Annotated in this window: 11 protein-coding genes, 1 tRNA gene and 2 pseudogenes; 4 read left to right on the top strand and 10 right to left on the bottom strand. The window is 46.6% G+C overall.

Annotation, left to right across the window (positions count from 1 at the left end; all coding sequences use genetic code 11):
- Nucleotides 1-305: pseudogene (locus HGH47_RS08040) on the bottom strand (hypothetical protein); the annotation flags it as partial.
- 123 nt (nt 306-428) lie between these two features.
- Here HGH47_RS08040 and HGH47_RS08035 point away from each other — a divergent pair.
- Nucleotides 429-589, top strand: a pseudogene (locus HGH47_RS08035) (AAA family ATPase); the annotation flags it as partial.
- Between the two features lie 4 nt (nt 590-593).
- Here the strand turns inward: HGH47_RS08035 and HGH47_RS08030 are convergent.
- From HGH47_RS08030 to HGH47_RS07995, 8 genes are all read right to left on the bottom strand, one after another.
- Entirely contained in the window at nt 594-2438 is a 1845-nt protein-coding gene (locus HGH47_RS08030; RefSeq protein WP_432911591.1) for a S1C family serine protease, read from the bottom strand.
- 44 nt (nt 2439-2482) lie between these two features.
- Nucleotides 2483-4567 carry a tetratricopeptide repeat protein gene (locus HGH47_RS08025; protein WP_432911589.1) on the bottom strand — a complete coding sequence of 695 codons (2085 nt, stop codon included), beginning with the start codon at nt 4565-4567 and terminating at the stop codon, nt 2483-2485.
- A 1-nt stretch (nt 4568) separates the two neighbouring features.
- A complete protein-coding gene (gene tilS, locus HGH47_RS08020; RefSeq protein ID WP_212566464.1) occupies nt 4569-5987 on the bottom strand; it encodes a tRNA lysidine(34) synthetase TilS in 1419 nt (472 codons plus the stop codon).
- A gap of 90 nt (nt 5988-6077) precedes the next feature.
- Nucleotides 6078-6707 (bottom strand): 50S ribosomal protein L25, encoded by a 630-nt coding sequence (locus tag HGH47_RS08015; protein WP_212566463.1) that lies wholly within the window; start codon nt 6705-6707, stop codon nt 6078-6080.
- Between the two features lie 131 nt (nt 6708-6838).
- Nucleotides 6839-6911 (bottom strand) — tRNA-Gln (locus HGH47_RS08010).
- A gap of 70 nt (nt 6912-6981) precedes the next feature.
- Nucleotides 6982-7242, bottom strand: coding sequence for a septation regulator SpoVG (spoVG, locus tag HGH47_RS08005; protein WP_016523359.1), 261 nt, complete (start codon nt 7240-7242; stop codon nt 6982-6984).
- A 47-nt stretch (nt 7243-7289) separates the two neighbouring features.
- Nucleotides 7290-8174, bottom strand: a complete 885-nt coding sequence (gene ispE / locus HGH47_RS08000) for a 4-(cytidine 5'-diphospho)-2-C-methyl-D-erythritol kinase (RefSeq protein ID WP_432911583.1) — start codon at nt 8172-8174, stop codon at nt 7290-7292.
- Nucleotides 8175-8799: 625 nt separating this feature from the next.
- Complete coding sequence (locus HGH47_RS07995) at nt 8800-9201, bottom strand: HIT family protein (protein ID WP_212566461.1); 402 nt, start codon at nt 9199-9201, stop codon at nt 8800-8802.
- A gap of 417 nt (nt 9202-9618) precedes the next feature.
- Here HGH47_RS07995 and HGH47_RS07990 point away from each other — a divergent pair, with 417 nt between their 5' ends.
- Together HGH47_RS07990 and HGH47_RS07985 are read left to right on the top strand one after the other, a co-directional pair.
- Entirely contained in the window at nt 9619-11541 is a 1923-nt protein-coding gene (locus HGH47_RS07990) for an AMP-dependent synthetase/ligase (protein ID WP_432911580.1), read from the top strand.
- A 208-nt stretch (nt 11542-11749) separates the two neighbouring features.
- Complete coding sequence (locus tag HGH47_RS07985) at nt 11750-13309, top strand: 5'-nucleotidase C-terminal domain-containing protein (RefSeq protein ID WP_330997241.1); 1560 nt, start codon at nt 11750-11752, stop codon at nt 13307-13309.
- Nucleotides 13310-13388: 79 nt separating this feature from the next.
- Here the strand turns inward: HGH47_RS07985 and HGH47_RS07980 are convergent, their stop codons facing one another.
- Complete coding sequence (locus HGH47_RS07980; RefSeq protein ID WP_212566459.1) at nt 13389-14825, bottom strand: sodium:solute symporter family protein; 1437 nt, start codon at nt 14823-14825, stop codon at nt 13389-13391.
- A 104-nt stretch (nt 14826-14929) separates the two neighbouring features.
- Between HGH47_RS07980 and HGH47_RS07975 the strand changes: the two genes are divergently transcribed.
- A complete protein-coding gene (locus tag HGH47_RS07975; RefSeq protein WP_414162768.1) occupies nt 14930-15310 on the top strand; it encodes an Rpn family recombination-promoting nuclease/putative transposase in 381 nt (126 codons plus the stop codon).
- The last annotated feature ends 2 nt before the right edge of the window (nt 15311-15312 follow it).

The raw sequence follows: 15312 nt of genomic DNA, 5'->3' as shown, positions 1-15312 counted from the left end.
GCAGCAGCGATGTTTTGCCGAATGGCAAAACTCGTGTTTTCCGATAGACACGGATGTCTATCGGAGAACGACATCTCAATATCGTAGGATGTACCCGATCCGTCTTTTACTAATACGTCAAGCCGGACGGTTTTGGCTCCGGAATTAGCGGTAACGGTATTTTGGGACGATAGATACGTGATTTTTTCGATTTTAGCATTAAAAAGCATCTCAAGAAATTCTTTACAGATAGGTTCATACTCCATAACCTTACAGAACATGAAATCATCTGCAATGGTGAGGTCTTCAAAAGGTTTTTGTGTCATTCACACCTCCTATAGTCCTTATACGACTTTTAGAGCAAAATGGCTAAGCAAATCCCCTTTGTTTTTAATGAAAAATAGAAATACGGAGTAACAAGGTGGCGGTGGTGGCAAGCTAAGCTGAGGATGAACTTTCCACGAAAGCGGCTAGTCGGCATACAAAGCTTTGAAAAACTCCTCAGGGATGGCTGTTTATTGATAAAACGCCGTTCATTTGGCATCTGATCCAATCATCAAATCCGTATTTTCTCAGCCGTCCGCAAAGGTTCGGTAAGAGTCTTTCCCTTATCCCTAAAAGTATGACGGATTATCTAAGTATGCCCAGATGTCCATAAAAGTATCGAGATAGGCGGATTTCCGACGTTTGGTATAAATCCGGGTGAAAAGCGCTTCCTCGGCTTTTTGCACTTCCATCTTGTGAATCTCAAGATAATCGCCGGCGGAAAAGCCTGTTTCATCGGCGTAGCTGCCGGGAATAACTTCCGTTATCCGAAAAGACTTTTTTCCGCCGGCGCTTTCAAGGTAAATACCGTACACCGGCAGCATAGCCCGCGCGCGGCTATCCTTACGATACACCTGTTCGGCAGGCTGTTTAGGACGGGCTTCCAGCTGTACATACCAATCCTGCCGTGTTTTTTCCCAACGGTGTTCGCGCTGTTCCGCCCCGCCCATATTGCCGGCGGCCTCACTTGTAGTGCCCACCGTATCACCGGTACTGATATGTGCAATACCAGCCTCGCTATTACCCGAGTTGCCGATTGCATCGGGGGCGGTACTGTCTGCTCTATTACCGGTACTGCCTGCCGCATCGGTGCCAGTGCCGTGGGAAAGAACACCGCTCGCGGCAGAAGTATGCAGGGGAGCATAGCCTGAAATCTTAACAATCGTACCGGTAGCCAACCGCATCAGCTCAGTCTGCAGCGCTTCCAAGCTGGGAACCGCCCGTCCATTCAGATGAGTAATAACAGCGCCGGCGGGAATAACAGATGCGGAGGATCCCGGCACTGCATAGACCAGCTCCGTACCGGCCTCCTGCTGCGGCGATTCCTTTACGGAAACTCCATAGCAGGACATCCATGCGTGGACAGTTTCGCCGCCTGCGTAGAGCTGAGGGAGAATCAGGCGCAGCAGTTCAACCGGTATTGCAAAGTTTAAGCCTTCGTTGCGTTCAAGCCCGGCAAACACAATTGCCTGCACCCTACCCGCCTCATCGATAATCGGCCCGCCTGAGCTGCCGTGATTAACGGGTGCATCAATCTGCAATACGCTTCCCAAAGACAGCAGTCGCCGGTTTTGCGCTGACACGATACCGGAAGTAAGCGTCTGTTCCAATCCGGCGGGCGAGCCGATCGCATAGATTCTGCTGCCGATATTTAAGTCTTCCGAAGAACCGAGCTGAAAATAAACTTCGGGATTAATCTCCGTTTTAAGAAGCGCAAGGTCAAAGATTGTATCCCAGCCGACTACCTTTGCCGGTATCCGCACCGTAGGATTTTCCGCACGCTTAATGTACACACGGGAAAATCCTTCGTATTCGGGATCAACTTCGCTTTGAATAACATGATAGTTTGTAATTAGGTAGCCGTTAGCGTCGATAAAAAAGCCCGAACCGATCATTCGGTCGGCCATCCCTAAACCTTTTTTAATCGTCATACCGCGGTCAACCCACACTGTTACGGTTCCTTTCATCATTTTTCGAACCGTTTCCAACGACGGCGCATCATGTCCCCCGTCGGATAAGCGGGCGGTAGCCTGAATCAGTGCATCGAATTTTTTTTCCTTCCATTTATTCCGCTGCGCCGACACGAGTTTTTGCTCAGTCCACTGCACCGGCGCTTCTCCTAACGCAGTAAGCGAGCGGAATAGTTTGAGCGCATCTTCCCATTCGCCGTTCTCTACATCCTTAAAAAATAGTGCTTCAACAGCACTCTTGGACTCTTGATACAACGTGTTTGTTTCACCGGTACTTTCGGTATACAGCGTTAAACGCTTTGCCCGTAGGAGAGCATCGAGCGGTTTTTCTGCGATAAGGGCACGGACAGCTTCAATCTCCCGTGTTACGCTGCGGCCATCCGTGTAATCGACACTTTGAGAAAAAGAAGGAGTAACTGATGTACAGGCGTCGAAAGTAACCACAAGTACAATCAGTGCGTATATGTTAAATGAAAACCGGCTCAATCTCACTTTCGCCCCTCGACCTTAACAGGAACTGCCCGCTCGGGAACGCGCAACATTTGAACGAACACGGCGCCTTCGGAACGGACGGCATAGAGCTCATAACTTCCGATTATCACCGTCCGCGCTTCCATATAGGAATTAGTATCCTTGAACAACTCTGCCAATTTTTCAGCCACTTTATCCGAAAAAGAGGGACGCATTTCGAGCCAGTATATATTCTGCGTAGGATCTTTTATCAGCGGCACGCTCGTTTTTCCGATAGTCAACCGTTCCGGCGTTCCTTTTTTATAGTAAACCGATACCGGAAGCCCCGAATACCGATGCTTCCACACCGTCTGCGCATTTCCCGACGGAAACTGCGTATACTGAATTTCCGGTATTCCGTCTTCATTTTTATCCCAATTTTTTATGATAGTACCATCCGTCTTATACATTTCATAATATTCAAACAACTTATTTTTATTGATATCAACCGAAATTTTTTCGAGCTTTCCCTGCTTGCCATATTGCTCCAGCACTTCAAAAAATCCGTCTCCGTCATAGTCATACTCTTTTTGAGCAAGCACGCCGTTCCGGTACCGAGCAAGCGCAAGCGTTTTCGTTCCCGTCTTTATTTCAGCCGAAATAATCCGGCCGTCTTCAAAGTGCATCCGCATAAGCGCATTGTTATCCGACGGCGCAGGTTCTTCACTGTACAACACCGAAAAGATAAAATCGTGTTCTTGCAGCAGGCGGGCATTATTGCGTAACCGCAGCGTAAAGAAAGCAGGAGCTTCCGCATCGGTATCGCGCAGCCTCAAATCAAGTTCAGTCTGAGAGACCGGTTCCCATCGGAGTGCAAGCGGACGCATGATATATTCCCGTCTTTCCGCCTTCTGCACAATCGAATGTACTGCGGGATAGCTATCATATTGAACGGCATAACCGTTTTTCGGCGTAAAGATGAGATCAGGGGCGCCGAAATTACACTGCACCTGATATTCATACACTTCATCCTGATTCAGATCAAAATAGGCCGATACGGGGCGTCCTTGTTCAAAGAAAACAACTGTATCGGAGATGCCGTCGCGGTTATCATCCTCTAAAAGCACGCCGCTAAATGTTTTAAGACGATTACCGATTTCTTTTCTCATAGCATTCGTACCGGTCAGTCGGCACAACTCAATCAGCTGATCGGAATACAAAGCGGATGTGGGCGCTTTACCATTTGTCCTTTGCGGCAGATGAGCGGCAACGGTTACGGCAAAAAACTCTTTAATGGCGGTCTTTTCATCAATAACGCCATACCGTAGTTCAGCTAAAACCGCAGCAAGCTGTGTCCGTGCATCAAGATTCCGGTTATCCGCCTCATACATACTACGGTAAACTTTTAAACGGCGGCTGTTTTCCTTAGGGTTAGGATCAAAGGGAGCGGCATACACTGCCAGTGACGGCTCTTGTTCAATCCAGACATAGAGTTGCTGCAAAAGAGCGTCGGCAAGTTTTTTCCCTGCGCGGGTCATCGCTTTATCCCGCTCCTGTAAAAAGAACAGCCGTGGGAAGCGAACATCAAAACTCCAGCGGCTCAACGCGATTTCGATTACATCCCGCGCCTGCCCGTCACGCCCTAAACCGTAGAGTGCAGCAGCACGGTAAAAGTCACGGTCGGCGGAATCAAACGCAAGCGAGTCCAACACTTGAATCGCTTCACTGTAGTGTTCCGTTTCAGTATAAAGACGGGCGAGCAATAAAACGAGATTGTCGCGGTTATAGATACGCAACTTTAGCCCCGAAGTCAGAGCCGTTTCCGCAGCATCAAGGCATTGTGCGCGGGTACCGTCTAATTGAATAAGGCATTGAGCTTTTAAATAGAAGAAATCTGCAAAGGAATCGTCAAACGTCATACCTTTTTCGACATATTCAAGCGCTTCCGCATAGTTTGCATCGGTATAGAACTCCGCTGCTTTTTGCAAATATTGCAGCGCATACGAGGTATTCATTTGCTGCAGTTCACGGTTTATCGTTTGCGAATATGCTGCGGTAACAGGCAGTAAACATACCAGCAGCGCTTCGATTAAAAGGATTCTCCGTTTTATAGTTTTGAGCATTCTATTGTTCCTCCACAAACCAGTTTCTATATCCAAGGAAGCTACCATACAGGGCGCGTATGCGAGTACGCCTCCGAATACAAGTATCCTCTATGATAATCGGCAAAAGTTCGCGAGCAAGTGAATCAACCTGCCATTCATTTAAAATTTTTTTTACTTCTTTTTTTACATTTCCGGATTTCATTTGAATCCGATCGCCGCCGCGCCGTGACCTAATGGAAATGGGAAGCGTAAACGGGCCTATCCCGCCGCTTGTATCCTCGCTATCCCGCACAAAGATACCCTTCGCAGTGTGATACACTTCCAACTGCCCCAAAGGATACGCATACTCGCCGCATTGCGGAATAGTCAGAACGTATGTCTTTTGATTATAAAGCCTACGATAGGCAGCGCTGTCAAACAGCAGGATACGCTCCCCGCGGCGTTCCAACCGAAGCACACCGGCAGCAGAAACTTGTGAGCGAATTTCCGGCGCTGCCGTGTGTGCGGACGAAAGCCTGAGGAGTATTCCCAGCGGAACCCGTGTCCCGATCCCGAGTCGGCGGCACCCCTGCTCAAGCGCCCTGAGCCGCAGCGCGGGATGGAGCGAATCGAAGAAATCCGCCGCGATTGTAAGCGCACCGTGTTTGCAGTGCTCCCAATCCGCCGCGCCGTCCGTACCGGTAAAGTTCGCACGCGCCGCAGCCAGCGCTTCTTCGCAAAATGAGCGATCCAAACTAACCCGCTGCAGCGTTTTATCCAGCCCGGTGCGCCATCCGCCGAAGGCCGCAGCCAATGCCGGCACCAAATGATGCCGGATTCGGTTACGCAGATACGTATCTTCCGTATTGGTGGAATCCTCACGCCATTCAATACCCCGCTTCCGTAAAAATGCTTCTATATCGCTCCGTTCTACTGTGATAAGCGGGCGTAAATACCGTCCGCGCTGCACCGGCATTACGGATAAACTCACCGTACTGCCTCCTTGAAAGAGCCTCATCAACACCGTTTCGTATACATCACTACGGTTATGCGCTGTTACGATATAGTCGGCGCCAACGGAAGCGGCGGTTTCTTCAAAAAGCCGGTATCGCAGCGCACGTGCGGCATCTTCGATTCCCCTGTTACGCTCTTTTGCATAACGCGCAACTTCTCCTGCAGGGATTTCCGCAGCAACACAGGGTACCGGCGGCTCCAGATGGCTGCACAACTCGGCGACAAAGGTTAAATCGGCGGCGCTTTCTTCCGCACTGCGGATATTATGGTTAACCGTAATTACGGTTAACCGGCAGTGAAGCCGCACCTGTAATTGATGAAAGGCTAACAGCAATGCCGTAGAATCCGCACCGCCTGAGCAGGCAAGGAGAAACCGACAAGGAATATGTGTTAAAAACGGTTTAAGATTATCAAATACGGCATCGACGAGAGAATCGGAACACATACAATGAGGAGAATAAAACGTTTTTGAGGAAAATACAAGAACAGAACAGAAAAAAAGTGCAGGTATAAGACCTGCACTTTGATAAGGAGATTACTCTTTTGCTTCCGGAGTAGCGGCATCCGCGGGGGCGGCATCTGCTGTTTCATCCGTAGCAGCAGGGGCTTCCTCTTTGGCGAATTTAACCATTGCAACCGCTAAATCTGCATCCGTCAAAACCTTAACGCCTTCGGGAACTTTAATATCTCGAACGTGAATCGCTTCGTTAGCGCCGAGTTTTTCAACATCGACAACGATGCGCTCAGGCAAATCACGCGGCAAACATTCAACTTCAAGTTCTGCAATACCGGTTTCCAGAACAGCACCTTGACGACATGCTTCGGGAGATCCTGAAAGCCGAATCTGAATTTTAGTCCGCAACAGTTGACCGCGTTCAACGGCATAGAAGTCTGCGTGGAAAACTTTATCGTTTACGATATCATATTGATAATCTTTGATGAAAACTTCAAATTCATCTTTTTCATCAACTTTAATGGTAATAAGCGTACTTTCGGTAACTGTTTTGAATAATTTTTCAAAATCGCGATAGGGGACATCAATAGCTGTTGAACGACCTGCATTATCATAAATAACTGCAGGCAAACGATTAGCCCTGCGGCACTGCGCAGCAGCGGCTTTTCCAAAACCTGTTCGGCGGCAGGCAGTCAAAACTCTCTCTTCCATAATCAGGAACTCCTTTGCATATAAAGCAAACAAGAGGCTCCTTCTATATGAAAAGCCCCTTTTTTATATTTACATTCATATAAAGTCAATACGGATTATTTTGCAACAAAACAATCCATATCTCCTTCAGACTGGGACGGTAGGATTCGAACCTACGGAATGACGGCACCAAAAGCCGTTGGCTTACCACTTGCCGACGTCCCATTATAAAAAACCGTACATTCACGCACAGTAATTTCCATGTTTTTACAAACCGATCTGCATACCGTCGGTTCTAGCTTTCTGCACAAGCCTCGTATGCGGAAAGTATTTTTTCTTGCAGTACCGATCGGAATTCAGGCGTTATCGGATGCGCAATATCTTTATATGCGCCGGTCTTAGTTCTGCGGCTCGGCATCGCAACAAAAACACCCTTCTCTCCCTCAATCAGCTTCACATTATGCAATACGAAGCAATCATCAAAGGTAACGGTTGCATAGGCCTTTAACTTGCCTTCAGCTACAGTCTTCCGAATTTGGACATCAGTGATCGTCATACTATGCCCCTCCTTACGGTAGACTCATTATACACCGCAAAGTATTCTTAGGCAAGTAAAAGAAACGGTTGACACCAGCTCCATCTTTTTGCCAAGCATTGAAAGGCAGAAGCCATAAGATTTTTAGAACTAAACAATCCAAATACGGCTGAACCCGAACCGCTCATCTGCGCAAATTCCGCACCCTGTTCATGGAGTTCCTTACGCACCTGAGCAATAACAGGATAACGTTGCTCAAGCACCGGTTGAAAATCATTTACAAAACGCCATGTTTTAAACGGCGCACAGTACTGCGCAACCAGCTTTTCGTATCCCCATGCTTCATATTCACCTGAAAGCACTTCCCTTTGTTTATCCAAAAGCGAATAGGCTTCTTTCGTTGAACTCTGCACATCCGGCCAAATCAGTATACCGAAACAGTCAGTACGAGCTTGTATCGGCTCAAAAACCTCTCCACGCCCCGTAACAACCCCTGCCGGATCCTTTAGGAAAAACGGCACATCGCTCCCAACCTGCAAGGCAAGTGTTGTAAGCTCGGAATCGCTCAACGGCATTGCAAAAAGCTCATTTACAACCTTCAGCAAAGCAGCTGCATCGGAAGAACCTGCCCCCAACCCGCTTCCTACAGGAAGATTTTTTATTAACCGAACCTTTATGCCGCCATTGATTCCTGTTGCACCTTTAAATACTTCCCATGCTTTAGTCAATGTGTTTTCAGCAGGCAAAGGCAATAACGGGGATTCGACCGTACAACCGTGTAAATCGCTCGACTTTTCTAGAGAAAGATAATCCGCTATTGAAATACGCTGAAAAATACTTTCGAGGTTATGAAACCCGTCTTTTCTTTTTGCCAGAACCTTTAGATGAATATTAATCTTTGAATATGCACAAAGACTAATTGCATCGGCACTCATGCTTGAAGCATTATTCATATAATACGAGTTTTGTCAATACTGCAAATTTTTTTGAAAATATACGGTGCATCTACTTCGTTGCTGCACACAAATTAATCCTCAACGTATCAAAGATACGTCTGCGGTTAATTTGTACTCGCGCCTCGTATCTGTACCGTCTATTTTCAAAAAGCATTTGTTCTACCTAACCTCTTTATTTTACGATTTTGATCTATATTGTCTGATGCAGTTTGCCCTTCCTATAAATTCGACAACCGCAGTCTTTATCAAAAGGCGAGGATTGGCGAATTGCTGCACTTTTGCAACGAAATGAAAAAGTGCAGTCAATAGGCGACGTTTGCGCTTACGCAAACTCGCAGCGTTTTTAGACAATGCCAACTGCATTGTCTAAAATAAGCCTTCTTTAAAATGCAACAGTTGAACAAAGTTTCAACTTTGGAAACTGTTGCATTTGTGCGCGGAACGCGCATACGTCAATACGCGATGTTTGCGTAAGCAAACTCGACGTGTTTTTCAGCGGTACCATTTGTACCGCTGAAAATAAACCTTCTTCTAAAACAAACCGTTCGAAATTTTAAGTAAAATTTCGAACAGAAGGAAGGCAACCGCTAAAAATATTTTTAATGCGGTTGCACTGATACTCTTAGATTTTGAGTTTTTTATACGTTTCTTCGAGCGGGTGCACTGCGCCGCCGAATTTCGGAAAGCTCGGCACGGCATCGCCTGACTTCCGCGGGACAAGGTGTACATGCAGATGGAAAACGGTCTGCCCTGCGCATTGGTTATTTGCATTCAGCATATTGATGCCCTCATACCCGCAGTCAGTTACGCAGTGATTGGCAACTTTTTTTACCGTATCCATTACGTGATGGAGCGTTTCTTCGTCCGCATCCAAGATATTTGTAACATGCTTCTTTGGTACAACGAGCATGTGTCCGTCGACATCTTTTGCAATATCCATAAAGACAATCGTATGTTCATCTTCATAGATTTTCATACACGGAATTTCACCTTTAATAATCTTACAAAAAATACAGTCATCCATCGCTATCTCCTTTTCTTTCCATTTTAAAAGGAAACCTCTTTGCCGTCAATCATACGTCTTTTGAAAATAGACGACACATCTACTGCATCGTCTATTTTCAAAAGGCTTACGGCAAGCTTATTTTTAACAATCAAAGCCTCTTTATTTTGCGGGAATATCCGGAAACCGTCTGATGAAGTTGCTCTCCTTCTGTGTGAAATTTTGTCAAAAATTTCACACATTTTATTTTACCAGAAAGGTAACCTCATCAGACAAATAGAACAAAATCGCAAAATAAAGAGGCTGTGAGACCATTTGAACCGCGAAGAGGTTCAACTCTGGTTGAGCAGCCTCTTTATTTTGCGGGAATATCCGAAGACCGTCTGATGAGGTTACCTTTTACTTGACTGATTTTTTCTTTTGTGTTAGCGTTTTTGCATGAACGACATCACAATGCCGCAATTGTTGCAACAAATTACAAAAAAATATCCGAATATTGCAGCTCAATATTCAAAGAATGAGTACGGCGATTTTATCCCCCTCTCCTACTCCGATGTTTTTGATCGGGTATTGAGTTTTGCAGGCGGACTGTTATCCCTCGGCATCACGCGGGGAGACAGAGTCGGCCTTATCGCCGATAACCGGAAGGAATGGTATCATGCCAGTATGGGGATTATGGCGATCGGAGCTGCCGATGTTCCGCGCGGCTGTGATGCAACCGAGCAAGATTTAGTACGTATTTTATCCTTTGCTGAATGTACGGCGGCGGTCATAGAAAATCGGGATCAATGTATAAAAATTCTTAAAAATCAGCCGCAGTTCCCGCTGCTTAAAACGCTCATCATTCTTAATCCTTTTGATATTCACGATGAAGAGCTTAAAACAAAGGGCGATATTTCGCACTTCGACATTTACTGTTATGACGAGATTATCGAACGAGGTATGGCATATCGGAAAGCACACCCCAATACGGTTGAACAGGAGCTGGAAAACGGCAGCGATACCGAAATCGCTACGATCATTTTTACCTCCGGTACGACAGGCGAACCTAAGGGCGTTATGCTGACGCATAAGAACTTTATTGTGCAGTTGGATGACCTTAAAACACGGGTTATCCTCTATCCCGGTGAAAAAGCGATCGTGGTTCTGCCGGTATGGCACAGTTTTGAGCGGCTCTGCGAATACGTTATTTTGGCTTCCGCAGCGGGGATGGTGTACTCAAAACCGGTGGGAAGCATCTTGCTTGCGGACATTGCAAAAACCAACCCCGCGCTGTTCCCATCGGTGCCGCGGATATGGGAGTCCGTCTATACCGGTGTTTTTAAGGCGATGAAGCAAGCAGGCGGCATTAAGCAAAAACTGTTTAACTTCTTTGTCGCGGTAGGCTTGTTCCATGCGCACCACGCGCGGAATGTTAAAGGGCTTAATCCTCATTTTGTCTTTTATACAAAAATTACCCGTCCGATTGTTTCCTTTATACCGTATCTTTTCTCTCTGCCGCTCTATGCGCTGGGCAATGCGCTTGTGTTTAAAAAGATTCGCACTAAACTCGGCACCGGCTTCCGGCAAGGGGTTTCAGGCGGAGGGGCGCTGCCACCGAATATCGACGCTTTTTTCTGGGCTATCGGCGTAAGCGTTACCGAAGGCTATGGTTTAACCGAAACGGCGCCGGTTGTGTCGGTGCGCCCGCTCGGACGCCCCGTGTTCGGCACTATCGGGAAGCCGCTGTCGTGTACAACGGTAAAGATTGTCGATGATGACGGGAACGAGCTCCCGGTCGGGCAGCTCGGCACGGTAATGATCCGCGGCACCAGCATTATGAAGGGCTATTACAAGCGGCAGGATTTAACCGATGCGGTCATCGACAAGGATGGCTGGTTCGACAGCGGCGATCTCGGCCTTAAAACACTTGACGGCGAGCTTATCCTGCGCGGCAGAAAAAAGGATACGATTGTACTGCGCGGCGGCGAAAACATTGAACCGGTACCGATAGAAATGAAGCTGCAAGAATCTCCATTTATCGCGCAAGCCGTAGTCCTCGGGCAGGATCAGCGCTTTTTAGGAGCGCTCATTGTTGCAGACGAAACCGAGGTTAAAAGCTATGCGGCAGAGCAAGGGATACTGGCGGCCTCATTTGAAGAACTGCTGGCAAAACCTGAAATCAAAAAGCTTTTTGAGCAGCAAATTGCCTCGCTGATAAACCATGAAAACGGTTTTAAGCTGTTTGAACGGATTAACCGTTTTACACTCCTTGCAAAACCTTTTGAGGCGGGCGTGGAACTTTCGGCAAAGCAGGACGTAATGCGCTATAAGATCACTACTTTATATAGTAAACAAATCGATACTTTATTCGCCGATTAACATTATAACTCTAGGACAACCGGTCGAATAGTATCAATTTTTCTGCGGGGTTGTTAAAAAAAATGCCCTAATGCGTTTACCCTGATTATATCTCTTTTTTTCCTTGCATTTTTTGCCTATCCGTTTTACACTACAAGGTACAAGGAGTATGCAAATGACGCAGAAGAAAGTTTTTAAAACATTATTTGTTGCATTGGCGGCAGTATTTATGCTGTTCGTATCGTGTAAAACAACCGAGACAGAACACGTTCCAGCGCCCGTACCGATGCAATACAGCGCTATTGAAGCAACAGCGCCTGCTAATCAGGTGGATGTGCTGTTATTCAACGACTTCCACGGTAACGTCGCGGAAGATGCCCGCCCCGGTAAAGGAAAAAATGCCGGTATGGCAAAGCTGCTCGGCTATGTGCACACCGCACAAAGGGAAAACCCGAATACGATTGTCGTAGCGGGCGGCGATAACTACCAAGGTACCGCGATTTCCAATTTGACCTACGGTGCACCGGTTTCCGCAATGATGAAGGCGATGGGCGTAGCTGTTTGTGCAGTCGGCAATCACGAGTTTGACTGGGGCGTAACGCACATGAAGGAATGGCAGAAAGACGGCAATTTTACCTTCTTGGCAGCGAATATCGTCGACAAAAACACCAAAAAGCCTGTCTCGTGGGCAAAGCCGTACGCGATTATTACCAAAGGCGGTTATAAAATTGCGTTTGTCGGTCTAGCTCATCCCGATACGGTAACCCTCACAAAGGCTGAACACGTAAGCGGTTTGGAATTTACCGATCCTGTGAGCGCCGGACAGCAATGGGTTGACTACCTGTTGGCAGGAAAGGCAAAAGAAGGAAAACCGGATGCCATCATCGCATTAACCCACATCGATTCCGATCAGAAGGGGGAAGAAATTACCGGAAAGGCAGTCGCGCTTGCTCAAATTAAGGGATTAAACGCGATATTGTCAGCGCACAGCCATCGTCCGGTACAGGGCGTTGTAGAAGGTATGCCGATTATGCAGGCTTACTGCTACGGACGTGCAGTCGGGAAACTCAGCATCACCTTTGATGAAAATAAAAACATCGCTTCGATTACCCCTGCACTGGATGAAATTTGGAAGCATAAGGATACTATCGTTGAAGATGAGGAAGGTAAAACCGTGTTTGCGAGATACGATGCCGACTTAAAACCGATTTTAGGCGAAGTTATCGGTACTGCTGCTGCCGAGTTTACGCACGAAAGAAAGGATAAGGGCAGCAACACCTTGCTTGGCGTATGGGCTTCCGAAGCTCAGCGGAAAGTCGCAAAAGCAGACGTCTGTATTCAAAACGGTGGAGGATTACGCAGAACGCTTGCGGCGGGAAAGATCACCGTTGGCGATCTGTACGAAATCATGCCGTTTGACAACTACTTGGTAGTATTCGATCTCCCCGGTTCTGAAATCAAAAAGGCAATTGATCACGGTATTATGAACCCGAATATCACCGACGGACAGTTTGCAGGATTAAAGGTTGAATACGACGGTACCAAGCCTTTTGAAAGCAGAGTAACTTCTATCGCATTGGCAGACGGTACTCCGCTCGATATGGATAAAACATATAAGGTTGTTGTCAATGACTTTATGTTTACCGGCGGCGATAAATACGATTTCTCGAAGGCAACGAACGTCGTCGAAACATACGTTCCGATCCGCGACTGCTTAATCGATGAAATTAAAGCGGCAAAAACCATTACGCCGAAAGCTCCGGATTACATCAAAGATATCAGCAAATAAATGGTGCTGTAATCGGCTTATATTAAACCTGTTCAGAAACGGAAGTTTCCGAACAGGTTTATTTTTTAGCGGTTTTCCCCTAGTCTTTCTCTTCCGCTAATTCAAGACTTTCGACCGTCGGTTTGAATACTTTACTGCAAATAATAAAGCAGATAAAGCTAATCGCCAATCCCGGAATGATGGGATCAAGGCCGAAAAGCGAAGTCTTCGTTTGTTCAAGAATAATAACTACAATGCTTCCGGCAATGAGTGAAGCTATAGCGCCGATATTCGAGGCATGCTTCCAGTAGTGCCCCATAACATACGGGAAGAAAGCCCCCGCTGCTCGTAGCGTAAACGAGAACAGCAGTAGTTTAATGATGCTGCCTGTGTTAAACAGGGCGATAAGCATACCGAATATACCGACTATCAGCATGGTGATTTGCGTAACCCGCATAACGTCTTTGTTTGTCGCATTCGGTTTAATATAAATTTTGTAAATATCGTTTCCGAATATGGAACCGGCGCCTAGCAAGTCTGAGTCGGCGCTCGACATCGTTGCAGAAATAATACCGGAAAAGAGAAGTCCTACAATCAATGCAGGCATTGTCGCCATTGCTAAATGCGGCAGCGCGTATTTTGGACCTTGGCTCAGTATGATATCTCCGTCTATTTTTTTCATATTGATAAGCGCCAACGTAATGATACCGAGAAGCGTTGGAATAAAGGCATATACAAAGTTCAGTATTGCAGAAATAATTGACCCTTGTACGGCAGCTTTTTCATCACGAGCAGCATAATAGCGCGAGACCGCTTCTTGCCCAACCGAAAACGATGCAATATACATAACGATCATTGAAATAATTGCACCGATACCGATACCTTTAAACGGATTGAATGTGTCGGGCGGAACATTTGCTACGACCGCCTGCATACCGCCTGCAAGATTCAGGGAGAACGGCAGTGCAAGCGCCATACCGAGAATAATCAAAAACACCTGCACAAAGTCAGTAATGGTAACGCTCCATAGACCGCCCATAATCGAATATGCGGTAACAACAATGGCAACGATAATGACCGCTACGGGATAATTGATATTCAGCATAAAAGATACGATTGTTGCCGAAGCGATAAACTGTGAGGCCGTTAAACCGATCAGCGGTAAAATCATAATAATTGCTGTAATCAGCCCAGCCGAACCGCTGTACCGGCGTCTAAAATATTCAGGTACGGTTTTAACCATTGTCCGGCGCAAACGGGGTGCAAATACTGCAAGCACAATATAGGCAATACCCATCGTTGCAACGTACCAAAACGCACTCAAGCCCCAGTTGGTGAAGGACTTTTCGGCGACACCGAGTGAGCTCCCTCCACCAATTTCTGTAGCAGTCAATGTTCCTGCCATTAAAATCGGTCCGAGCCGCCTTCCGGCTACCATAAAATCTTCGTTCGTTTTAATCTTTTTTGAAGACACCCAACCGATAAAAAGCATCAATAAAAGATAGGCGACGACAATGACCAATACCATCGTATTCATGGTTCCTCCTATTATGGGCATCTCTACAAGTCAACTAAAATTTTCGAAATCCCATAGATACATACTACTATAGTTTTTTATAATTCGCCACTTTTGGTTTTCACATATTCCGAAACAAAAATAATTTGACAAGCTTAGAGAAATGGCTTATGTTTATCAAAACAGACGATAAGGAGGTAAGGCAAATGCTAGCACAGGGAAATCCGGTAATGACGAAGGCAAATCGAGTGATGGATATCTTTTATCTGGATGAGCAAGAACGTAAGCGGTATGAGGCAGCGTGGGAATATGAGAGCGACCGGCTATCAATGATAAGCGAATCTGAACGGAAAGGTCTTGAACGAGGTAGAGCTGAAGGCGAAGCACACGGCGCTCATCAAAAAGCACTCGAAACGGCAAAAACGATGCTTACTATGGGCTATCCGCTCAGTGATATTTGCAAAATTGCCGGACTCTCCCTCGCCGAAGTAGAATCACTTAACTAATA

The sequence above is a fragment of the Treponema sp. OMZ 805 genome (assembly GCF_050937395.1).
Taxonomy (GTDB): Bacteria; Spirochaetota; Spirochaetia; order Treponematales; family Treponemataceae; genus Treponema.
Note: the sequence above shows the minus strand (reverse complement) of the source record. Positions and strands in the feature narration are given on the sequence as shown.